The organism is Kushneria sp. AK178, assembly GCF_053903105.1.
In genome coordinates, this window is the sequence record NZ_CP096381.1 from 2,448,053 (window position 1) to 2,469,611 (window position 21,559).

The 21,559-nt window shown below is 60.5% G+C and carries 23 protein-coding genes; 7 read left to right on the forward strand and 16 right to left on the reverse strand.

What is annotated here, in order from left to right; translation table 11 throughout:
* The first annotated feature begins 80 nt into the window (after nt 1-80).
* The 3 genes from M1D97_RS11250 (at nt 81) to M1D97_RS11260 (ending at nt 2,467) form a co-directional block, all read left to right on the forward strand.
* Entirely contained in the window at nt 81-548 is a 468-nt protein-coding gene (locus M1D97_RS11250) for a glycine zipper 2TM domain-containing protein (RefSeq protein ID WP_456267815.1), read from the forward strand.
* Between the two features lie 149 nt (nt 549-697).
* Nucleotides 698-1,675 (forward strand): lipid A deacylase LpxR family protein, encoded by a 978-nt coding sequence (locus M1D97_RS11255; protein ID WP_456267816.1) that lies wholly within the window; start codon nt 698-700, stop codon nt 1,673-1,675.
* 219 nt (nt 1,676-1,894) lie between these two features.
* Nucleotides 1,895-2,467, forward strand: coding sequence for an OmpW/AlkL family protein (locus M1D97_RS11260; RefSeq protein WP_456267817.1), 573 nt, complete (start codon nt 1,895-1,897; stop codon nt 2,465-2,467).
* A 101-nt stretch (nt 2,468-2,568) separates the two neighbouring features.
* Here the strand turns inward: M1D97_RS11260 and M1D97_RS11265 are convergent, their stop codons facing one another.
* Nucleotides 2,569-3,102 carry a gamma-glutamylcyclotransferase family protein gene (locus M1D97_RS11265; RefSeq protein ID WP_456267818.1) on the reverse strand — a complete coding sequence of 178 codons (534 nt, stop codon included), beginning with the start codon at nt 3,100-3,102 and terminating at the stop codon, nt 2,569-2,571.
* Nucleotides 3,099-3,452 carry a YqcC family protein gene (locus tag M1D97_RS11270; protein ID WP_456267819.1) on the reverse strand — a complete coding sequence of 118 codons (354 nt, stop codon included), beginning with the start codon at nt 3,450-3,452 and terminating at the stop codon, nt 3,099-3,101. The genes M1D97_RS11265 and M1D97_RS11270 overlap by 4 nt, the downstream gene beginning before the upstream one ends.
* Nucleotides 3,453-3,736: 284 nt before the next feature.
* Here M1D97_RS11270 and M1D97_RS11275 point away from each other — a divergent pair, with 284 nt between their 5' ends.
* The 4 genes from M1D97_RS11275 to M1D97_RS11290 all read left to right on the forward strand — a co-directional run bounded on the left by M1D97_RS11275 (nt 3,737) and on the right by M1D97_RS11290 (nt 6,719).
* Entirely contained in the window at nt 3,737-4,756 is a 1,020-nt protein-coding gene (locus M1D97_RS11275) for a DUF3549 family protein (protein ID WP_456267820.1), read from the forward strand.
* On the forward strand, nt 4,749-5,186 hold the full coding sequence (locus M1D97_RS11280) for an ATP-dependent zinc protease family protein (protein WP_456267821.1): 438 nt from the start codon (nt 4,749-4,751) through the stop codon (nt 5,184-5,186). The genes M1D97_RS11275 and M1D97_RS11280 overlap by 8 nt, the downstream gene beginning before the upstream one ends.
* A 23-nt stretch (nt 5,187-5,209) precedes the next feature.
* On the forward strand, nt 5,210-6,118 hold the full coding sequence (gene rimK / locus M1D97_RS11285) for a 30S ribosomal protein S6--L-glutamate ligase (RefSeq protein WP_456267822.1): 909 nt from the start codon (nt 5,210-5,212) through the stop codon (nt 6,116-6,118).
* 157 nt (nt 6,119-6,275) lie between these two features.
* Entirely contained in the window at nt 6,276-6,719 is a 444-nt protein-coding gene (locus tag M1D97_RS11290; protein WP_456267823.1) for a hypothetical protein, read from the forward strand.
* Here the strand turns inward: M1D97_RS11290 and M1D97_RS11295 are convergent.
* The 14 genes from M1D97_RS11295 to miaA form a co-directional block, all read right to left on the reverse strand.
* Nucleotides 6,704-7,516: a SanA/YdcF family protein gene (locus M1D97_RS11295; RefSeq protein ID WP_456267824.1), complete on the reverse strand. Its 813-nt coding sequence runs from the start codon at nt 7,514-7,516 to the stop codon at nt 6,704-6,706. The two genes, M1D97_RS11290 and M1D97_RS11295, sit on opposite strands and share 16 nt — an antisense overlap.
* A gap of 138 nt (nt 7,517-7,654) precedes the next feature.
* Nucleotides 7,655-8,218, reverse strand: coding sequence for a putative Fe-S cluster assembly protein SufT (sufT, locus tag M1D97_RS11300; protein ID WP_456267825.1), 564 nt, complete (start codon nt 8,216-8,218; stop codon nt 7,655-7,657).
* 22 nt (nt 8,219-8,240) lie between these two features.
* Entirely contained in the window at nt 8,241-9,488 is a 1,248-nt protein-coding gene (locus tag M1D97_RS11305; protein WP_456267826.1) for an aminotransferase class V-fold PLP-dependent enzyme, read from the reverse strand.
* Nucleotides 9,485-10,810 carry a Fe-S cluster assembly protein SufD gene (gene sufD, locus M1D97_RS11310; RefSeq protein ID WP_456267827.1) on the reverse strand — a complete coding sequence of 442 codons (1,326 nt, stop codon included), beginning with the start codon at nt 10,808-10,810 and terminating at the stop codon, nt 9,485-9,487. The genes M1D97_RS11305 and sufD overlap by 4 nt, the downstream gene beginning before the upstream one ends.
* Entirely contained in the window at nt 10,807-11,559 is a 753-nt protein-coding gene (gene sufC, locus M1D97_RS11315) for a Fe-S cluster assembly ATPase SufC (protein ID WP_456267828.1), read from the reverse strand. Before sufC ends, sufD begins: the two co-directional genes overlap by 4 nt.
* Nucleotides 11,560-11,653: 94 nt before the next feature.
* Nucleotides 11,654-13,096 (reverse strand): Fe-S cluster assembly protein SufB, encoded by a 1,443-nt coding sequence (gene sufB / locus M1D97_RS11320; RefSeq protein WP_456267829.1) that lies wholly within the window; start codon nt 13,094-13,096, stop codon nt 11,654-11,656.
* Nucleotides 13,097-13,175: 79 nt separating this feature from the next.
* Nucleotides 13,176-13,643: an SUF system Fe-S cluster assembly regulator gene (locus tag M1D97_RS11325; RefSeq protein WP_456267830.1), complete on the reverse strand. Its 468-nt coding sequence runs from the start codon at nt 13,641-13,643 to the stop codon at nt 13,176-13,178.
* 168 nt (nt 13,644-13,811) lie between these two features.
* Nucleotides 13,812-15,107: an adenylosuccinate synthase gene (locus M1D97_RS11330; RefSeq protein ID WP_456267831.1), complete on the reverse strand. Its 1,296-nt coding sequence runs from the start codon at nt 15,105-15,107 to the stop codon at nt 13,812-13,814.
* 50 nt (nt 15,108-15,157) lie between these two features.
* Nucleotides 15,158-16,348: an ATP phosphoribosyltransferase regulatory subunit gene (locus M1D97_RS11335; RefSeq protein WP_456267832.1), complete on the reverse strand. Its 1,191-nt coding sequence runs from the start codon at nt 16,346-16,348 to the stop codon at nt 15,158-15,160.
* 170 nt (nt 16,349-16,518) lie between these two features.
* Entirely contained in the window at nt 16,519-17,484 is a 966-nt protein-coding gene (gene hflC, locus M1D97_RS11340) for a protease modulator HflC (protein WP_456267833.1), read from the reverse strand.
* Nucleotides 17,484-18,734, reverse strand: a complete 1,251-nt coding sequence (gene hflK, locus M1D97_RS11345; protein WP_456267834.1) for an FtsH protease activity modulator HflK — start codon at nt 18,732-18,734, stop codon at nt 17,484-17,486. The genes hflC and hflK overlap by 1 nt, the downstream gene beginning before the upstream one ends.
* Before the next feature lie 177 nt (nt 18,735-18,911).
* The gene (hflX, locus tag M1D97_RS11350) at nt 18,912-20,228 is read right to left on the reverse strand and encodes a ribosome rescue GTPase HflX (protein WP_456267835.1); all 1,317 of its coding nucleotides are present in this window, start codon (nt 20,226-20,228) and stop codon (nt 18,912-18,914) included.
* An 11-nt stretch (nt 20,229-20,239) separates the two neighbouring features.
* On the reverse strand, nt 20,240-20,491 hold the full coding sequence (gene hfq / locus M1D97_RS11355; RefSeq protein WP_456267836.1) for an RNA chaperone Hfq: 252 nt from the start codon (nt 20,489-20,491) through the stop codon (nt 20,240-20,242).
* A gap of 120 nt (nt 20,492-20,611) precedes the next feature.
* A complete protein-coding gene (gene miaA, locus M1D97_RS11360; protein ID WP_456267837.1) occupies nt 20,612-21,556 on the reverse strand; it encodes a tRNA (adenosine(37)-N6)-dimethylallyltransferase MiaA in 945 nt (314 codons plus the stop codon).
* Nucleotides 21,557-21,559 lie beyond the last annotated feature (3 nt).

A 21,559-nucleotide genomic window follows, 5' to 3' on the forward strand; every position in this document is an offset into this window, starting at 1 on the left:
ACCTGTCCGCGTTGCAATTGTCAAACAGTGTTCCAGAACAAACAGCCCGCCGGCACGTTATGCCGGCGCAGGAGTGACCCATGAAGCGTTATCTTGTCGTTGCAGCCCTTGGTGCCCTGACTCTTGGAGGCTGCGCCAATAGCGATATCTACTCCGGTAATACCTATACCGGCAACCAGGCCAAGACCGCGCGCAATGTCACCTATGGCACGGTCACCGGTGTCCGCCCTGTCACCATCCAGGCCGGCAACGAAAACGACTCCGGACTGGGCGGCATTGGTGGTGCTGTCCTCGGCGGCCTGCTGGGCAACCAGTTCGGCGGCGGCTCCGGTCGCGTCCTGACCACGGCGGTCGGCGGTATTGGCGGTGCCATGGCCGGCAGCAGGGTCGAGGACCGGGCCAATCAGGTCAGCGCCTACGAGATTCAGGTACGCACCGATAGCGGCCAGGATATCGTGGTGGTGCAAAAGGCGGACACGCCCTATCAGCCCGGTCAGCGGGTCAGGCTTATCGGCTCCGGCAACAGCATGAGCATTGCCCCTGAATAAGGCACTCACAACCGCAGCGTTATCGTTGTCCTGAAAACCGCCCCTGTGGCGGTTTTTTTAGGTCACAAATGCGGGAGGCACCATTATCGATGATCGTCTAAAGTAAGCCCGTTAACGAAATGGCATCATTAAAAACGGGAACCCCATTCATGATCTGTCGCGCGATACTTCTGGGCAGCGGCCTGCTCCTTTCCGCCTCCGCCATGGCCGATGGCGTTTTGACCTTCAAGCTGACCAACGACTTCTTCACGGCTCGAAGCGATGACGGCCACTACACCAACGGCTTCGAGGGCAGCTGGAGCTTTGAGCCGGAAAGCGACCACTGGACCCGCTCGGTGGCCGGCTGGATTCCGGGCTGGGCGGCCGGAGACGTTGATGCGGCCTCCTACCGGTTCGGCCAGCAGATGTATACGCCGGAAGATACCGACCGCCGCGACCTGATCACCGATGATCGCCCCTATGCAGGCTATCTCTACGGCGGGCTGTCGCTGTATCGCCACGATGTCACCCCGCAACAGCGCGTCGACGATGTCCTCTCGCTGGATATCGGCCTTGTCGGGCCGGGTTCCGGTGCCAAGACAGTGCAGAAAAACTTTCACCACCTTGTCGACAGCGACGACCCCAAAGGGTGGCACAATCAGCTGCATAATGAGCCCACCGTGACGCTCACCCTGCAGCGCAGCTGGTGGCAGCGTCATCGGCTGGGTAGCCTGGCCCTGGAGTACGGCCCCAATGCAGGCTTCGCTCTGGGCAATCTGTACGATTATGCGTCCGCCGGGCTGGGGTTCCGACTGGGACGGCGACTGGACAACCAGTACTCCACACCCGGCATGGCGCCCTATACCTCCACCAACATGATGTTTTCCCGCGACCGCACCTTTAACTGGTACATCTTCGGCAACGCGCAGGGCCGCTTCATGGCACGCAACATGCTGCTGGATGGCAATACGTTCCAGAACAGTCACAGTGTCGACAAGCGCCAATGGGTTGGCGATCTGGAACTGGGGGGCGCCATCTCATGGGATCGCTACAATCTGAGTCTGACCACCCTGAAACGCAGCCGTGAGTTCGACCGTCAGGATAACGGTGATTACTTTGGTGTCGTGACGCTGTCCACCTGGCTGTAGGTCTGCGATATAGCGGGCGGCGGATAACGGGCTATCGTGTTAAATCACCGCCCGCTAAATCATAGTCTGTAATTATCAACATAATAAAAAACACTGTAAAAAAATAACGTGACAAATAAAACAGTGTTCTCTATAGTTGCAACCAAGCATTAGGAAACAGCGTTTCCCAACCACAACCCCTTCGATATGAGTACCTTCATTTCGAGCAAGGAGAAGATCATGACCCTGAACAAGATTTTTGCAGCTTCCGTTCTGGTAGGCACCAGCGTTTTCGCCGCTCAGTCTGCCATGGCCTATGGCCAGGGCGACATTTTCGTCCGCGGCGGTGTGGTCAAGTCCGAAACGACCGGCACCGGCAACTACAAGGATGACACCGGCTGGTTCGGCGCTGTTGGCGTCATGCCGACCGACAATCTGGGTATCGAAGTCAACGCCACCCAGAAATCCACCTTTGATGGTGACGGCGTCAGCGGCAAGTTTGAATCGCGTCCGGTCAGCCTGATGGCGCAGTACTACCCGCTGGGTGGCACTGACTCCAAGGTTCAGCCCTATGTTGGCGGCGGTGCAACCTACACCACCTTCACCAACTCCAGCGCTGAAAACGACACCAAAAGCCTCAAGAGCCGTCAGTGGGCCCCCTCTGCACAGCTGGGTGTTGATCTGCAGATCACTGACCACTGGGGTGTCGGCGGCTTTGCCCAGTACACTGACATCAGCGCCGAGTACAACGAAGGCGGCAAGCAGAAGCTCGACCCGCTCTCCGTGGGTGCCGGTGTTTCCTTCCGCTTCTAAGCGGATGACATGACAGCTTCTGCAGCATTGATGCAGAAGACAAAAGGCCACCTTCGGGTGGCCTTTTTACGTCCGGCTTGTTCCGGGCACTTCATTGATTATCAGCGCGGGGTATTACGCGCAATGCCCAGCGCCAGCAACGCCTCATCACTCAGTGTTTCCACGCACTGCTGCTGACGCAAACGCTCGAGATACGCCTGACTGAGAAAGCGCTCCCCAGCCAGCAGATGCGCCATGTACTCCCGTGCGGGCACACGTCCCGATGCCGTTTTGTCGGGCAGTGCCACATAGACCCATGCCGCCAGCTTTCCGTGAAACGTGTCGACCATCTCGACCTGACGGCAGTACTCGGCGGGATGCCCTTCAAAGGGATCCATCGCCCTGATCTGGGCGGGATGATCCAGCTCGTACAACACGCCCTCGACCTGACTGTCCGCTGCCATTCTGACATTGGCATGCGCCACGCCATCGACCCGGGAGGCCTTGTCGAAACGGAGCTGCCACCCCTTGAGCGTTGCGGCCAGCGCGCGCCGGGTCGCCCCGACGCGGGCCTGCATTCTGTCAACGTTCATGTTGCTGCCATAGGCAAAATAGTAGTGTACCGGCGCCTCGCTTTCGGCCACACCATCACTCATTGCGCCTCCTGTTCGCGCAGCTCCCCGTTGACCAGCACGTTGTCCACATCGCGCAGTGCTTCAAGGATGGGCAGGCGCACACTGGTCTTGCTGTCCTGCAGATAGACTTCGGCGGCCGGGGCGATATTGGCGCTGTCCGGCAGCGCATGCTCGCTCTCCATCAGGCTTCGCAGGCGGGGAATCAGCACGTAGCGCAGCCACTGCCCCAGAGTCATGGTATCGGCATAAAAGGGCTGTTCACTGTCGAAGGCGGACGGTTCCGGCCGGCTCTGGCTCTGCCAGAGATCGCCTGCGCGCATGGCGGCTTCAAGCCGGGTCAGGGCGACATCCAGCGATTCATATTGCGTCATGGGAAGTCCTGTTCGTGAAAGGATGATGTCGCTCATTATGCGTGCCCGCTACCATGAATAAAATGATGAACCACTGACACGAGTCTGCCATCAGGGTGTCATCCGCTTTTGCACAGATCGGCTGAACGAGACTGTGGATAAGATCGGGATAGTTTTGCCCGCCCCTGTTGACTCGCCGGCTCCAGAAAATTGTTTATTTTTTGCACAATACCGAACTGGCACACCGGCCATCAACACGGTACATTGCGCGGCCGCGCCGACATGAACCTTTCTGGAAACGCCTGATGTTAACGCCCACGCTTGTCGATCTTTTCGCCCATGCCGACATTACGCCTCGCATCTATCACCTCGGGCGTCGGGTGGTGCCCTGCCCCATCGAGCATTTCAGGGACTTCGAGGCACAGCAGGTGGCATGGTCACAGCCCTGGCAATCACAGGCCCGGGTAGCGCTGGTGTTTGCCCCCACCCCTGACAGTGACCCCATCATCTGGTGTCTGGCGCTGCCCCTGGATGAGCAGTCCATGCTCGTACCGGCGCTGCGCGACCAGTTCCTCGAACAGCTGATGAGCACCTTTCAGCGCACGCCCGATGGCAGTCTGGCACTCGACAGCGCTGCCGAGACCCTCAAGGACGTCGCGATCGCCCTTCAGCCCGACGATCTCACCCGAGCGCTTTTGCATGCGCGCATTGCCCACGATCTCGAGCTGCCCGCCAGTCGCTATCATGACACCGCCCGCGACTATTACCTGAAGAGTGACAGCCCGCAGGCCTGGCAGCAGCTGGGACTGCAGGGCATTGCCGATCTCGTCGTGCGCCGAACGGACGACGATGAGACCGCGCTGGCGCAGCGTCTGGCGGATCTTCCCGAGCAGGCGCTGGTGGCCCTGTGTGATTGTCTCGCCCACGCGCCCGTACGCCGGGAAATCCTGCTGGATGCCCTGATCAAACGCTACGAGGCCGATCCGGACGCCGCTCAAGGACAGGCCGTGGCGGGCGCCATTCTGGCCGGTGATCTGGCGCGGTCGGGTACCTGGCTGGAACGGTTGCTGGAGGACACTCCCGATGCGACAGCACTTGCCATCGTGGCCGCTCGCGGCTGGCATCATCTTGAGCACGAGCGCCGCTCCATCGACTATCTTGTTACTATCTCACAGCTTTCAGCGCACGATTTCAGGGTACTGGTTCGAGACCTCACCCGGATTCCGCGCCTTCGACTGCCCATGATCATGGCCATGAAACAGGCAAGCCCCGGCTCTACCCTGTGGCAGCAGATCGACGCGATACAGAGAGAACAGCATGGATGAGCTACCCTATACACCAAGAGCCATCGTGGGTCGTCGGGAGATGGTGGCCCTGCCCGAACTCGATCTGCGACTGGCCTGCAAGATCGATACCGGCGCCAGAACATCCGCCCTGCACGCCGACAATATTCATGCCTTCGAACAGCACGGCCAGTGGTGGATCAGTTTTGACACCTGGAGCAGTGAAAAAGCGCGCACGGCCGGGCGTTTCACCCTGCCGCTCAGCGACCGCCGCAGGGTCAGAAGTTCCAACGGTCACGCCAGCTGGCGGTATGTCATTCGCACGGCCATGCAGCTGGGGGAACTGACCCAGGAGCTGGACCTGACCCTGGTGGATCGCGCTGCCATGAAACATCCCATGCTGCTGGGGCGTCGTGCCATGAAAAGGGTGCTGGTGGCCCCGGGCGCCGCCTTCCTGCATGGCACACCCTGAGCCCGGCTCAAAAGGACGTCATCATGCATATCGCCCTGTTGTCCCGTAATCGCAACCTTTACTCCACCCGGCGACTGATCGAGGCGGCCGAGCAGCGCGGGCACACCGTGCGCGTCATCGACACCCTGCGCTGCTACATGAACATCGCCTCCCATCATCCGACCATCCACTACCGGGGTGAGCAGCTCGAGCCCTTTGATGCCGTGATTCCGCGCATCGGTGCTTCGGTCACCTTTTACGGCACGGCCGTTCTGCGCCAGTTCGAGATGATGGGGACCTATGTCCTCAACGACTCGGTCGGCATTACCCGCTCGCGGGACAAGCTGCGTTCACTGCAGCTGCTGTCGCGCAAGGGGCTGGGGCTGCCGATCACCGGATTTGCCCATTCCCCGGATGACATCCCTGACCTGATCAAGATGGTCAAGGGGACACCGCTGGTCATCAAGCTGCTGGAAGGGACCCAGGGCATCGGCGTGGTGCTGGCCGAAACCCAGCAGGCCGCCGAAAGCGTCATTCAGGCGTTCATGGGGCTCAATGCCAACATCATGGTGCAGGAGTACATCAAGGAAGCTCGCGGCGCGGATCTGCGCTGCCTTGTCATCGGCGACAAGGTGGTGGCTGCCATGAAACGCCAGGCCGCCGAAGGCGAGTTTCGCTCCAACCTGCACCGCGGCGGCAGCGCCAGCAGCATTCGCATCACGCCTGAAGAGCGCTCCACCGCCATTCGCGCTGCCAAGGCCATGGGCTTACAGGTCGCCGGCGTGGATCTTTTGCGCTCCAATCACGGCCCGGTGATCATGGAGGTCAACTCTTCCCCCGGCCTTCAGGGTATCGAAACCAGTACCGGCAAGGATGTGGCAGGCATGATCATCGAGCATATTGCCCGCAATGCGGCACCGGTCAAAAAGGCGCCACCACGGCCGAAGGGCTGACCGACCACCAGGGCGCTGATGTCCTCGAGCAGCGGCAACACCATCGGCAGGCATTTTCCGGAATAAATCCCTGCTGATGGATGTTACAAACTTTCCGGGCGCGTTAGAATTTTAATTCCTTCCCCCATTCTTCCGGTATCAGTGGAGATAGTCCCTCATGTTTCTCGACAATCGCCAGGCGGCGATGGATGGCCTGCTCGAGGCTCTGGCCGACAGCCTTGATTACTATCAGGATAATGCTGCCCGCCTGCGTAATGACATGCGTGAGGCCTTGACCCCCTGTTTCGAAGAGCGTCGTCAGGACATGCGCCTGTTACAGCAGCAGGCGCGACGTCATCTGGATCTTTTGCCCCGCGATGCCGACGTCGAACGCGATGACTATCTCTGGCTCTGGAGTCGACTCAAGAGTTTCGTGGTCAATAATGAGCACGTGCTGATCAACGAGCTGCTCGAGCAGGAGCGCATCATCATGCAGGCACTCTCCACCATGATGACCCATGCCCTGCCGGAAGAGATCGAACCCGTCATGGAACGGCTGTGGAAAAACTGTCGTGCCATCATTCGCGTGCTGCATCAATACCAGCATCAGAAAAGACGCTGAGCGCCCGGCCGAATTGGCTGGGTGGCGCGCCATTCGCTCTCATCCGGCGGCGTAAGCAAGGCACGCAACTCATCGAGAGCCTCCTCGGCAGGTGCCGGCATGGGCACGCGTCGATAGACGGGAATAATGCTGCCGGACGCTTTTTCATTGGTGGGCAGAAGAATGCTCGGGCCCAGAAAATAGGGACGACGCTCAAACAGATAGAGATCGGCAACGACCTGCACGCGCGCCAGTATTTCCCTGGCCCACATCCAGCGATCATCGAACAGCGAACGCTCCCGGGTGGCACATCCTGTCGCTTCCAGACCGAGATGCTGCGCGATAAAAAGCGCGCGCGGCAGGTGCCAGCGCTGTGAAATGAGCGTGACCCTTGAAACATTGAAAACATCCCGACTGCGCGCCAGCGTGTCGAAGGTGCTGAAACCGGCGTAGTCCAGCGTCATGGCGGTATCCGGTATCCGCTGCTGGCGCAGATCGCGCCACATTCTGATGGGCTCGTTGTAATAACGGGTATGGTTATCGCCCGACAGCAGCAGGTGATCCACCTGGCCCGACTTCCACAGGCGCGCGGCAAGATCCATTCTGGCCCGATACCAGGGGTTTTCGCCCCCGCCGCGCAATCCATGGGACGTGCCAAAGACCAGCCCGACCGGCTCAAAGGCGCATCGAGTGCTGTCCAGCGTGATACTGGCATGGGTCTTGCGCCACACCCAATAGTTGGCACCTGCCGTAACGACCACGATCGATACCAGCATCATGGCGCCCACGACTGCCATGCCCTTGAGCAACCCTGCCATGTATTTATTCATTCGACAAAAGAGCACCGAAACAGACCGCCCGCCAGCTTAAGCGAGTGCCCGCAACCGGGCAATCCCCATACAGCAACGCCCCGACAGCAGGGCTATCGGGGCGTTGAGTGGCGCATGGTGCGCTGTTCAAAACATGTTGAGCGCCAGTTTTGCTTCATCGCTCATCATCTCTCGGGACCAGGGTGGGTCGAAGACCAGCTCGACGTTGACTCGATTGATCTGCTCGGCCCCCAGGATCTTGTGCTTGGCATCCTCGGCAATGACTTCGCCCATGCCACATCCCGGTGCCGTCAACGTCATCTTGATCTGGGCCATCTTCTGACCATCGATCAGGGTCGTGATTCGACAGTCATACACCAGCCCCAGCTCGACGATATCCACCGGAATTTCAGGATCGAAACAGGTGCGAAGCTGCGCCCAGGCAAAGGCTTCCAGCTCCTCATCGGTCGCACCGTCGGGCAGGTGCGGACGTTCCATGGGCTCCATCCCGAAGGCGTCCAGATTGAACCCTTCGATCAGAAACATGTTGCCGCCATGCAGCACCGAGACCGAGGTCCCGAGCGCCTGCATGACCTGAACCGTTTCGTCCTCGTCCAGCTGGACCGGCTTGCCAAAGGGAATCGAGATCGCCTCGACACCACGCTGAAGCGGTAGCTGCTGGCCCTTTTGCAGGGACGTGATCGCGCTCATCAATAGCCCTCTCTGATCATGCTCAATCCCGCACCATGGTGACGACACGCTGCAGGGCATCGACGAAATAGTCCACTTCTTCCAGCGTGTTGTACGCAGCAAACGACGCTCGACAGGTGGCATCCAGCCCGTAATGATGCATCAACGGCTGCGCACAGTGGTGGCCGGTACGTATCGCCACCCCGAACTGATCGACCAGCAGGCCGATGTCCTGGGAGTGGGCGCCATCGACCACAAAGGAGATCACGGCCGCCTTGTGCGACGCATCACCGATAATGCGCATGCCCTCGATGCCTTTCATGCGCTCGGTGGCATGCGCCAGAAGACGCTGCTCCCACGCTTCCAGAAGCTCGAAATGCAGGTTGGTCACCCAGCGAATGGCCCGCTCGAGAGCGATCACCTCGGCGATTGCAGGCGTGCCCGCTTCGAACCGATGGGGCGGTTCGGCAAAGCGGGTGCCCTCTTCGAGACTGACGGTCTTGATCATCTCGCCACCGCCCTGCCAGGGCGGCATCGCTTCCAGCAGGGACAGGCGACCATATAGCACGCCGACCCCGGTCGGCCCATAGAGCTTGTGCCCCGAGAAGGCGTAGAAGTCGGCATCCAGTGCCTGCACATCGACACGGGTATGCGCCACTGCCTGCGCCCCGTCGACCAGAATACGGGCATCGTGCTCATGGGCGATGCGGGCCATATCGGCGATGGGGTTGATCGTGCCGAGGGCATTGGAGACGTGCGAGACACACACCAGACGGGTTCTGGCAGTGAACAGCGCCCGATAGGCCGCCATGTCCAGCTCGCCGCGCTCGTCCACCGGAATGATCCGGATGGTGAGCCCCTTTTCCTGCGCCAGCATCTGCCACGGTACGATGTTGGAGTGATGCTCCAGCCGGGAAATCAGGATCTCGTCACCCTCGACGAGCTGACTGCGCCCCCAGCTCTGGGCCACCAGGTTGATGGCTTCCGTCGTACCGCGGGTGAAGACGATTTCACGAACGTCTTCGGCATTGACGAACTCACGAACGGTGTCACGGCTGTGCTCGTAGGCCTGGGTGGCTTCATCGGCAAGGCGATGCAGCCCACGGTGGATATTGGCGTTGTAGCGCTCGAAATAATCCACCCAAGTATCCAGCACGGCCTTCGGCGTCTGGGTCGTGGCCGCATTGTCAAAATAGACCAGCGCCTTGTCCCCATGGACCTGGCGGCCCAGCACGGGAAATTCCGCGCGCAGGGCCTGAACATCCAGCGTGAGTTCGTCGGTCATGCTCATAGCGAAGTGTCTTCCACCAGGCTTTCGAGATTGAAGCGGTCAGGCAGTTTGCCCGCTACCGCGCGTTCGACACGGTCGGTCAGGGCGCTGTGACGGATGCGTTCCATGACCTCGTTGGCAAAGGCCAGGGTCAGCAGTCCGCGCGCCATCTGTTCATCGATCCCGCGGGCGCGCAGGGCAAAGATGGCGTTTTCGTCCAGCTGACCGGTGGTCGTGCCGTGAGAGCACTGCACGTCGTCAGCGTAGATTTCCAGCTCCGGCTTGGTATCGATCTCGGCACGATCGGAGAGCAGCAGGTTGGCGTTGTTCTGATACCCCAGCACCTGCTGCGCATCGCGCTTGATATACACCCGGCCATTGAAGACCCCGCGGGCACGACCGTCGAGAATACCCTTGTAATTCTCGTTGGAGTAGGTGCGCGGCGCGTTATGGTTGACCTTGGTGTGGTTATCGATGTGCTGACGATCCTGACCGAAAAAGAGCCCCAGCAGATCCACCGTGGCGTTCTCGTCGTTGAGATCGCTGATCAGATCGTTACGCACCACGGCGCCACCCAGATTCAGGTTGTGCGAGGTAAAGGTCGTGTCGCGTTTCTGATCCACCTGGATGCTGGCCACGTGATATTCACTCTGGCTGGCTTCCTGGAGCTTGTAATGCGACAGGCGCGAGGCCGGCGCCATGTCGATTTCCGTGACGACGTTGGTCAGATTGGCCGCGCCCTGCTCGCCCACGTAATGCTCGATCAGGGTCGCCTCGCTCTCGGCGGCACAGCGCACCAGAATCCGCGGGTGGCTCATCACCGGTGTCGCGTTGTTACGCGAAACAAACAGCAGATAGATCGGCGTCTCGATGGCCTGCCCCTTGCCGATGGTCACCACGGCCCCTTCTCCGGTCAGCGCGGTATTCAGCGCCGTGAAGGCAGAGAAGTCGATGGCAGTGAGATGTCCCAGCTGCTCGCTGATGGCGTGCTGATCATTTGCCATGGCCCGGGACAGCGGCGTGACATCCACGCCGTCGGGCAGCGTGTCGAGATCGGACAGCTCGGCATTGAACAGGCCGTCGACAAACACCAGCCGGCAGGCATCGATATCCAGCCTGAGCGCATCGAAGCGCTCTCGATCCAGCTCGGCGCTATCAGCCCGGTCGAAATCGGCGCTGGAAAGCCGCGACATGTCAGTGTATTTCCACGCCTCCTGACGACGCGTGGGAAAGCCATGCGCTTCAAAGTACGAAGCACCGGCACGACGCTTTTCGGAGAGCCACTCGGGCTCACCGGCAGGTGCCTCATGCAGACGCTTCATGAGTGTTTCGGGCAGACTCATGCGGCTGGCTCCTCGATAACCCATTCATAGCCGCGCGCTTCCAGATCCTCGGCCAGATGACGATCGCCGGATTTGGCAATGCGGCCATCGATCAGCACGTGCACCTGATCCGGCGCGATATGGTTCAGAAGACGCTGGTAGTGCGTCACCATCAAAATGGCGCGATTTTCGTCACGCAGTGAATTGACACCTTCGGCCACGATCTTCATGGCGTCGATATCAAGACCGGAGTCGATCTCGTCGAGCAGCGCCAGCTTCGGCTGTAAAACCAGCATCTGCAGGATTTCGTTACGCTTTTTCTCACCGCCCGAAAAGCCTTCGTTGACGGCGCGATGGAGAAAGCTCGAATCCATTTTCATGAAACCGATCTTTTCCTTGATCAGCTTCATGAACTCCGGCGCCGGCAGTTCATCAAGACCGCGCGCGGCGCGCTGGGCGTTGAGCGCCGACTTGAGCAGATAGATGTTCTTGACGCCCGGAATCTCGACCGGATACTGAAAGCCCATCAGAAGGCCCGCCTGAGCGCGCTCTTCGACTTCCATCTCCATGAGATCCTTGCCCTCGAACGTGATACTGCCCTGGGTCACTTCATAGCCATCGCGACCGGCCAGCACGGCTGACAGTGTCGATTTGCCCGCGCCGTTGGGCCCCATGATGGCGTGTACTTCACCGGGATTGATGGTCAGCGTGATTCCCTTGAGGATTTCGCTGCCTTCTACCGTGGCGTGAAGGTCCTTGATCTCGAGCATGTTGTAACCCTGATTCTGTAATGATGCGCCGCCGGGCGGCTGCACGAAAATTGCCGCACGGGCAGCCATCAAGGCTGCCCGTAAACCCCTGTGATTAACCGACCGAGCCTTCAAGCGTCACGCTGAGCAACGCTTCGGCCTCGACGGCAAACTCCATCGGCAGCTCCTGGAAGACGTCCTTGCAGAAGCCGTTGACGATCATGCTGACCGCATCCTCTTCGGAAATACCGCGGCTCTTGCAATAGAAAAGCTGGTCATCGCCGATCTTGGAGGTGGTCGCCTCGTGCTCGATGGTGGAACGGCTGTTACCGATCTCCTGATAGGGGAAAGTATGTGCACCGCACTGATCACCGATCAAAAGCGAGTCGCACTGGGTAAAGTTGCGCGAGCCGGTCGCGCGTGGCGATACCTTGACCAGGCCGCGATAGGACTGGTTGCTCCTGCCGGCGGCAATGCCCTTGGAGACGATCGTCGACGAGGTGTTTTGGCCGATGTGGATCATCTTGGTGCCGGTATCGGCCTGCTGGCGACCGTTGGTGACGGCCACCGAGTAGAATTCGCCCTTGCTGTCGTTGCCGCGCAGCAGGCAGGACGGATACTTCCAGGTGATGGCCGAGCCGGTTTCCACCTGGGTCCAGCTGATGCGCGAGCGGTCACCACGGCAGTCGCCACGCTTGGTCACGAAATTGTAGATGCCGCCCTTGCCGTCCTCGTCGCCCGGATACCAGTTCTGGACGGTGGAGTACTTGATATAGGCGTCTTCAAGGGCCACCAGCTCGACCACGGCCGCATGCAGCTGGTTTTCATCGCGCTGCGGCGCCGTGCAGCCTTCCAGGTAGGAGACCTGAGCGCGCTTGTCGCAGACGATCAGTGTCCGCTCGAACTGCCCGGTATTGGCGGCGTTGATACGGAAATAGGTCGACAGCTCCATCGGGCAGGTCACGCCCTCGGGAATATAGACAAATGAGCCGTCGGTAAAGACCGCCGAGTTCAGCGCGGCGAAGTAGTTGTCACCCTGCGGCACGACCGTGCCGAGATACTGGCGCACCAGTTCCGGATAGTCGCGAATGGCTTCCGAAATGGAACAGAAGATGACGCCCGCCTCGGCCAGCTTTTCCTTGAAGGTGGTCGTCACGGACACCGAGTCAAACACGGCATCCACTGCGACACCGGCCAGCGCGGCGCGCTCGTGCAGTGGAATGCCCAGCTTTTCATAGGTTTCCAGCAGCTTGGGATCGACTTCGTCCAGGCTCTGGGGACGATCCTCCGGCTTTTTGGGCGCGCTGTAGTACGAGATGGCCTGATAGTCGATCGGCGGATAGTCCAGATGCGCCCAGGAGGGCGAGGTCATCTTGAGCCACTGGTGATAGGCTTCAAGACGCCAGTCCAGCATCCACTGCGGCTCGCCCTTTTTCTGTGAGATAAAGGCGATAACGCTCTCGTCGAGTCCGGGCGGTACCGTATCGCTTTCGATATCGGTCACGAATCCCTGCTTGTACTCGCGCTGAGCGAGCTGCTCCATTGCTTCGGTTGCCATGATCCTCTCCCCTCAAACGGGTACTGTTCGTCTCATCGGTCGTTGGTCAAAACCGTCGTGTTATATCGTTGGCACTTCGTCAGACCCCGTGCGCCTCACCGAGCGCCACGCTCTGAATGGGCAGCTGTACGGGTAGCTTGATCGGTGTATCGTGCGCCAGATCGGCCAGCGTGACACTGTCCAGCAGCTGACGTACGGCCATCGATACGCGCTGCCAGTTGCTGGCCACACCACAGCTGGACATCAGGTCACAGTCGCCCTGACCGTGGCTGCACTCGGTCATGGCGACCGGACCATCAATGGCGGTAATGATGTCGCGTACGGTAATGGCGGTGGGCGAGCGTGCCAGCCGGTATCCGCCGTTGGCACCGCGCTGCGAGTTCAAGAGCCCGGCGCGCAGCAACAGCTTGAGCGTTTTGCTCACGGTGGGTCGAGGCAGTCCGACGCGGTCAGCGATATCGGCAGCAGCATGCGAACAGTCCGGATGGCGCGAGATCTGCGCCATCACTACTGCCCCGTAATCGCTCATTTTTGACAGCTTCAGCATGTCGGCCTCTTGCCTGACTGATTGCGTACTATTTTAGTCCTCATTATCTGCGGTGTGAACCCGCCGCCCTGCCAATCAGCATGATAGCTTCAGGCTTTAAAGCTTTTGACCGGACATTAAAAATCCCTGATGGCACATCAGGGATTCAAAGCGCGTCACCTGCAGGGATCAATCGTTGAAGGGATCACGCAGCACGATGGTTTCAATGCGATCCGGCCCGGTCGAAATGATGTCGATGGGCGTACCGATCTGCTCCTCGAGAAAGCTGATGTAGGCGCGGGCGTTGGCAGGCAGGTCATCGAGCGAGCGGGCGCCGACTGTCGACTCGCGCCAGCCCGGCAGATCGCGATACTCGGGATGGATCGCCTCATAGCCTTCGCTGTCCACCAGATTGTCGATCAACTCGCCATCCTTGGAGCGATAGCCGACACAGACCCGAATGTTTTCCAGCCCGTCCAGCACGTCGAGCTTGGTCAGACACAGCCCGGAGATGGAGTTGATCTGCACGGCATGACGCAGCGCCACGGCATCAAACCAGCCGCAGCGGCGGGCACGCCCGGTGTTGGAACCGAACTCGTGGCCGTGCTCGGCCAGATGGCGGCCGAACTCATCGAAGAGCTCCGTCGGGAACGGCCCGGAACCGACACGAGTGGTGTAGGCCTTGGTGATGCCCAGCACATAATCCAGATAGAGCGGACCGACGCCTGACCCGGTGGCCGTACCGCCGGCCGTGGTATTGGAGCTGGTCACGAACGGATAGGTGCCGTGGTCGATATCCAGCAGCGATCCCTGGGCGCCCTCGAACATGATGTGTTTGTTCTGCTTGCGCAGATCGTGCACGAAGGAGACCGTATCGCACACCATCGGACGCAGCTCATCGGCCATGGCCATGGCATGATCCAGCACTTCCTGGAAATCCACGGCGGGCTCGCCGTGATAGCGGGTCAGCACGAAATTATGATAGTCGAGCACCTCGCCCAGCTTGCTGGCAAAGCGTTCGCGGTGCAGTAGATCGCCCAGCCGCAGGCCGCGACGCGCCACCTTGTCTTCGTAGGCCGGGCCGATCCCGCGGCCGGTGGTACCGATCTTGGCCACGCCTCGCGCCTTTTCACGGGCCACGTCAAGCGCCACGTGATACGGCAGGATCAGCGGGCAGGCCGGCGACAGCCGCAGCCTTTCGCGCACCGGTACACCGCTCTCTTCCAGCTCGGCCATCTCGCTGAGCAAAGCTTCTGGTGACAGCACCACGCCATTGCCGATGACACAGGTCACGTCAGGACGCAGGATGCCTGACGGAATCAGGCGCAGGATGGTTTTCTTGCCATCGATGACCAGCGTATGGCCGGCGTTGTGACCGCCCTGAAAGCGAACCACGGCGGACGCCGATTCCGTCAGCAGATCGACGACCTTGCCCTTGCCTTCATCGCCCCACTGCGTGCCCAGTACTACGACATTCTTGCCCATTGTTTCATCTCTGATTCAAAGGCCTGCCCGGTGCGGGCAGACGCCGGGTGTCAAATTCGGTTGGCGAGCGGCTCGACCTGCCATGCGCCATCGCGCTGGATGAGCTGGCGATCGCAGAAATGGGCCGGCGCATCGGTGGACTGGCCCGGTAACTGTTGAACGACCCGCTCGCCGGCATCGCGCAGCTCGTGGATACGCCGACTCAAGGTCTCATCCTGTGCTACAGGCGCCCAGATGCCATCATGCGAGGGTGAACGCTGGCCAAGCGTGGCCAGCTGCTTGAGATCCATGGAGCAGCCGGTCGCCGGTCGCGGCCGACCGAATGCATGCCCCGTGTCATCATAGCGCCCGCCCTTGACCAGAGCCTGACCATAGCCCGGCACGTAGGCGGCAAAGACCAGCCCCGTGTGATACTGATAGCCACGCAGCTCTGCCAGATCAAAATAGAGCGTGACATCGCCATGCGCTGCACTCAGGACATTCTGTAGCGCCGTCAATTGATCAAGCGCCTCGACAATGGCCGGCGCGCCGTTGGCGAAGACCTGTCGGGCCCGCTCGAGGGCTTCAGCGCTGCCGTGCAGGCGCGGCAGCTGCTTGAACATGGCAGCAAGCGACACATCAGAAATGTAGCGCTCGATCAGCGCATCGACCTCCGAGACCGCCTTGCGCTCCAGCGCCTCGAAGATCAGCGACTCCGCGTCGTCTTCAAGCTGCGCCTCTTCGGCAAGCGCCCGGTAGATACCGATGTGGCCGATGGCCAGATGGACATCATTGGCCCCGGCAAAGGACAGGCTCGCCAGCGCCAGCTTGACGATCTCGATGTCGGCCTCGATGCCGGCATGCCCGAACAGCTCGAGCCCTGCCTGTACCGGACTGCGCCCGCCCTGGTGTTCGTCGGCCCGGGCGCGCAGTACGTGCGCGCAGTAGCACAGCCGTACCGGCCCCTGACGCCGCAGCGAGTGGGCATCCATTCTGGCCACCTGGGGCGTCACGTCAGCGCTGGCCCCCATCAGGCGACCGGTCAGCTGATCGGTCAGCTTGAACGTCTGTAAATCAAGATCGGTACCGGCACCGGTCAGAAGAGAGTCCAGAAACTCTACCGGCGGCGGCATGACCAAGTCGTAGCCCCAGCGATAGTAGAGATCCATCAGGCCGCGGCGCAGCGACTCCATACGCAGTGCCTGAGGCGGCAGCACTTCATCCATACCGTCCGGCAGCAGCCAGCGATCAGCAATGGTCATCGAACATGCCCTGACAGGAGTAAAAAACGGTGGTTCGGGCAGTGCCCGAAACAGGCACCCCATAACGGCCGTCGACAAACGACAGCCACAAAAAAACCGGGGGAAGGCCCCCGGTTAAAGGATACTATCACAACTCGTCAGCGGAGAAATCCCGCCAACGCGCTTTGGCGTCAGGGCGCTGCGGCCGGCTCACCGTTGCCCTGCTTGAACAGCTGCAAAAACCGGTTGCTTGCCGGGCTGAGCACCATCAGATCATCGTTGCCCTGGAAGCTTTCACGATAGGCCTGAAGCGTTCGATAGAAATCGAAGAAGCCGGCATTTTGCTGATAGGCCGCCGAATAGATCGCTGCTGCTGCCGCATCGCCTTCACCCCGGGTGGTTTCGGCAATCTGACGACCGCTGGCAAGAATCTCCTCACGCTGACGATCGGCATCGGCCCTGATCTCTTCGGCCTGACGCGTCCCTTCGGCGCGATAGCCGCGGGCGGCCTGCTCACGCTCGGAATTCATGCGTTCGTAGACCGCCTGGGTCACTTCGTTGGGCAGCTCGATACGCTTGACGCGGATATCGAGAATGCGAACGCCAAGTTCGCGTCGCATGGCCTGATCCAGCTGTGAGATCGGGTCGACCATCAGCTCGTCGCGCTCGGTGGCGACTTCGCTGTCCTCTTCCTGCACCTTCTTGACCACGTCCTGATCATCGCTTTGCGTCGCGGGACGCTCGCGAACGATCTGTGTCAGCGTCGTCTGGCCGAACTTGTTACGCAGTGCCTCGTCGGTACGCGGCGCGATCAGACGCTCGGCGGCCTGCTCGACTCCGCGGGTGGCTTCATAGAACTGTGCCGGATCCACGATCTGCCACTTTACGAACGAGTCCACGATAACGGCCTTGGAGTCGCTGGTCAGATAGCGCGTAGCGCTGGCATCGACCGACAGTACCCGGGTGTCAAAGATCCTGACGTTGTTGAGAATGGGCCACTTGAAATGCAGTCCCGGCTGAATATCGTTTTCGATGATTTCGCCAAAGCGCAGCTTGATGGCCCGCTCGGTTTCATTGACCGTATAAAAGCTGGCGCTGCCAACCCAGGCAAGAATGCCCAGCACGATCACGATGACAAGGGCGCGATTATTGAACATTAGCGTCCCTCCCGCAGGCTGCTGCGACCGTTGTTTTGCTGCTGATTGCTTCTCATGTGCTCGACGACCTGCTGAGAGAGCTGCTCAAGCTGACGCGCATCCACGTTGCTCTGGCTGCTGTCGCTGTTGCGATTGCCGCTGTTGCCACTGCGCCCCATCTGGTTGAGCGGCAGCACCGTCACCGCATCGTTGCCTTCACCCAGATCCACCAGCGCCTTGGGCGTATTGGCCAGAATCTCGGTCATGGTGTCCAGATACAGACGCTGCCGCGTCACGTCGGGTGCCTTCTCATATTCACCCAGAAGCGATACGAAGCGGTTGGTTTCACCCTGGGCGTCGGCCACCACGGCGGCCTTGTAACCCTGCGCCTCCTCGATCATGCGCTGACGCCGACCTTCGGCTTCGGGCAGAATGGCGTCGCGATAGGCGTTGGCACGGTTGATGGTGCGCTGCTGCTCTTCACGGGCACGGATAACGTCGTCAAAGGCATCCTGTACCTGATCCGGCGGTGCGGTGGACTCCATGTTGACCGTCTGAAGCCGGATACCGGTGCCGTAGGCTTCCAGATACGATCCCAGCCGATCATAGATATCGCCGGCCAGCTCTTCACGACCGGTCGTCAGGATCTGCTGCAGATCCATGTTGCCCACTTCCTGACGCAGGGCGCTGTCCATGGCGTTTTGCAGCGTCATTTCAGGCCCGCGAACGTTGACCAGAAACGCGTGCGGATCCGACACCACATACTGGGAAGAGATGCTGACACGCACGATGTTTTCGTCACGTGTCAGCATGGAATCCGTCTGGCTGGCAGAGCGAATCCGGGTCACGTTGACACTCTCCACCCGGTCAATCAGCGGCGGGTTCCAGTGCAGGCCCGGGCCGATGGTGTTGGTATATTTACCGAAACGGAACACAACGCCACGTTCGGACTGGTCGATCAGGTGAAACCCCGACCCCGCCCAGACCACACCGCCCACGATCAACACGATGATGGGCAGCAACAGGGCGCTGCGGCCGCCGCCGCCCCCTTGGTGATTGCCACCGTTGTCGTCGCCGTTGTTCACCGAGCGGAGCTGACGACGGCCCAGCAGCCCGTTGAGCTTGTTGCGCAGTTTCCTGATGACTTCATCGAGATCAGGAGGTCCACCACCCTGGTTATTGTTGCCACCGCCACCACCGCGGCGATCACCACCACTCCAGGGATCCTGCTGGTTATTGTTGCCGCCACCACCAGGCTCATTCCAGGCCATACATCTTCTCCACTGGGCAAGAGTTGCGAAACGCCAGCCTCATAACATCATTGCGCGCCATTCTTACGGTAGCGCTTCGAATATCCGATCATCCTGATAATGCCGGAAGCGTTCCTATTTGTAACATGTCGTCATGCCAAAGACCTGAAATTCTTCCTGGCATGACACGGTGGCCTGTTATTCCTGCCACTGCTCCCGGCCCTGCTCTGCCAAAGAGAGATAGTCGTCCGGGTTTTCATCGGCGTGGGAAAGAAGGCGCAACAGATCGCGGCGCGGCAGTCGAATCTTCAGATGCGTCCTGCCTTCTTCGTCGAAGGTTTCTTCCCGGACGGCATCGTGGGAAAAGAGCTGGGCGCGCAGCCAGCCCTGTGACGGCGCCAGCATGACCGTGGTTTCCACCAGGTCCGTGGCCAGCCGTTCGGAGAGGGCCTGCTCCAGCAGGTCAAAACCGGTTCCCTCGCGCGCCGAGAGCCAGACAGTAGAAACCTCATCACTACTGTCGCGCTCAAGACGCGGCGACATGCCCAGCAGATCGGTCTTGTTCATGACCAGAAGCCTGGGCACTTCGCCGGCGCCGATCTCGTCAAGCACCGCATTGACCTGCTCGATATGCGCATCACGCTGCGGGTCGGCCGCGTCAATGACATGCACCAGCAGGCTCGCCTCGGCGGCCTCCTGAAGCGTGGCGCGAAACGCCTCGACCAGCTTGTGCGGCAGATGGCGGATGAACCCGACCGTATCGGCCATGACAATGGGTCCGACATCACTGATCTCGAGACGTCTGAGCGTGGGGTCCAGCGTGGCAAAGAGCTGGTCGGCAGCATACACCTCGGCATCGGTCAGCGCGTTGAACAGCGTCGACTTGCCGGCGTTGGTGTAGCCCACCAGCGATACCGATGGAATCTCTGCCCGCGTACGCGATCGGCGATTCTGATCGCGCTGGCTGCGCACCCGATCGAGACGCTTGTGGATGGCCTTGATGCGCCCGCGCAGCAGTCGCCGGTCGGTTTCCAGCTGGGTTTCCCCGGGACCGCGCAGACCGATACCGCCCTTTTGTCGCTCCAGGTGCGTCCAGCCGCGCACCAGACGGGTCGACATGTACTCGAGCTGGGCGAGCTCCACCTGCAGCTTGCCTTCATGCGTTCTGGCGCGCTGCGCAAAGATATCGAGAATCAGGCCGGTACGGTCAAGTACGCGGCACTGCAGTATCCGCTCAAGGTTTCGCTCCTGAGACGGCGAGAGCGCATGGTTGAAGATGGCAAGCTCGGCGCGATGCGTGCTCAGCATGGCGCGCAGCTCTTCGAGCTTGCCTTCACCGATCATGGTCTTGGGGCTGGGAGAGCGCCGGCTGCCTGTCAAAAGCGCCGCTGGCACAGCACCGGCGCTGCGTACCAGCTCCATGAACTCTGAAGTGTCTTCGCGCTCGGTGCTGTCCTGGAAATCGATATGTACCAGGACAGCCGTTTCTCCCGACTCGGGACGTTCAAAAAACAATCAGCGCCTCTCTATTGGCTTTCCTGGCCGGGAGCAGCAGTATCCTGCGCCGGTAAGCGGACGTTACGCGCAGGCACGACCGTGGAAATGGCGTGCTTGTAGACCATCTGACTGACGGTGTTGCGCAGCAAAATGACAAACTGATCGAAGGATTCGATCTGGCCCTGAAGCTTGATGCCATTGACAAGAAAGATGGAGACGGGGATACGCTCCTTACGCAGGATGTTCAGATACGGATCCTGAAGGGATTGTCCTTTGGACATGTGGCTCTCCCAGAAATAGTAATTGCTGTATGTTTATCGGTTTTTAACTTGCTGAAAGCGCAAGAAAGATCCACGTCCCGGAGCCTCGCATGAAGCTCACTGGTAACCGACCATATTACGCTAAGTGCCGATGTCGCGCACGATTTTCAGCACTCGTGGCACAACCCCGGCCTCCTGCGGATCAAGCTGTAGAGCGCCCGGCCAGCGCCGCAACCAGGTGATCTGACGCTTGGCCAGCTGTCGGGTTGCGGTCAGCGCCCTGAACGCCATTTGGGGGCAATCGTCGCCGCGATCAAGTCCTTCCCACACCTGACGATAGCCAACACTTTTCATCGCGGGTAAATCGGGACTTAAATCGCCGCGCGCGCGAAGCGTTTTCACCTCTTCAACGAAGCCAGCGGCGAACATTTTGTCAAGACGCTGCTGGATGCGCGCATGCAAAAGCGACCGATTATTGGGCAATAGCGCAATCGGATGGGGCGTGAACGGCAGGGTGACCGGCGACTGACGCGCCCAGTGCGCGCTCAGCGTTTCCCCGCTGGCCCGATAGACCTCCAGGGCGCGCATCAGGCGCTGCGGGTCGTTGGGGTGCAGCCGCGCCGCGGCGTCGGGATCCACCCGGGCAAGCTCGGCATGCAGCGTCCGCGGGCCACCCTGTTCGAGCAGCTCGCCCAGCGCCTGACGGATAGCGGGATCTGCCTGAGGCATGTCGGCGGCGCCTTCCGTCAGCAGGCGGAAATAGAGCATGGTGCCCCCGACCAGCAGCGGCACTTTCCCCCGGGCGGCAATCTCCTCGATGCAGGCCAGCGCATCCTCGCGAAAGGCCACGCCGGAATAGGGCTCGGACGGGTCGCGAATGTCGATCAGTCGATGCGGCGCGCGGGCCAGCTCATGCGCCGACGGCTTGGCAGTGCCGATATCCATGCCCCGATAGACCAGCGCCGAATCCACGCTGACCAGTTCGACGCCCAGACGCTCGTGCAGTTCGATGGCCAGATCGGTCTTGCCGACGGCCGTGGGGCCCATCAGCATGATGACCGGCGGACGCGACGGTTCAGTAGTCATGAG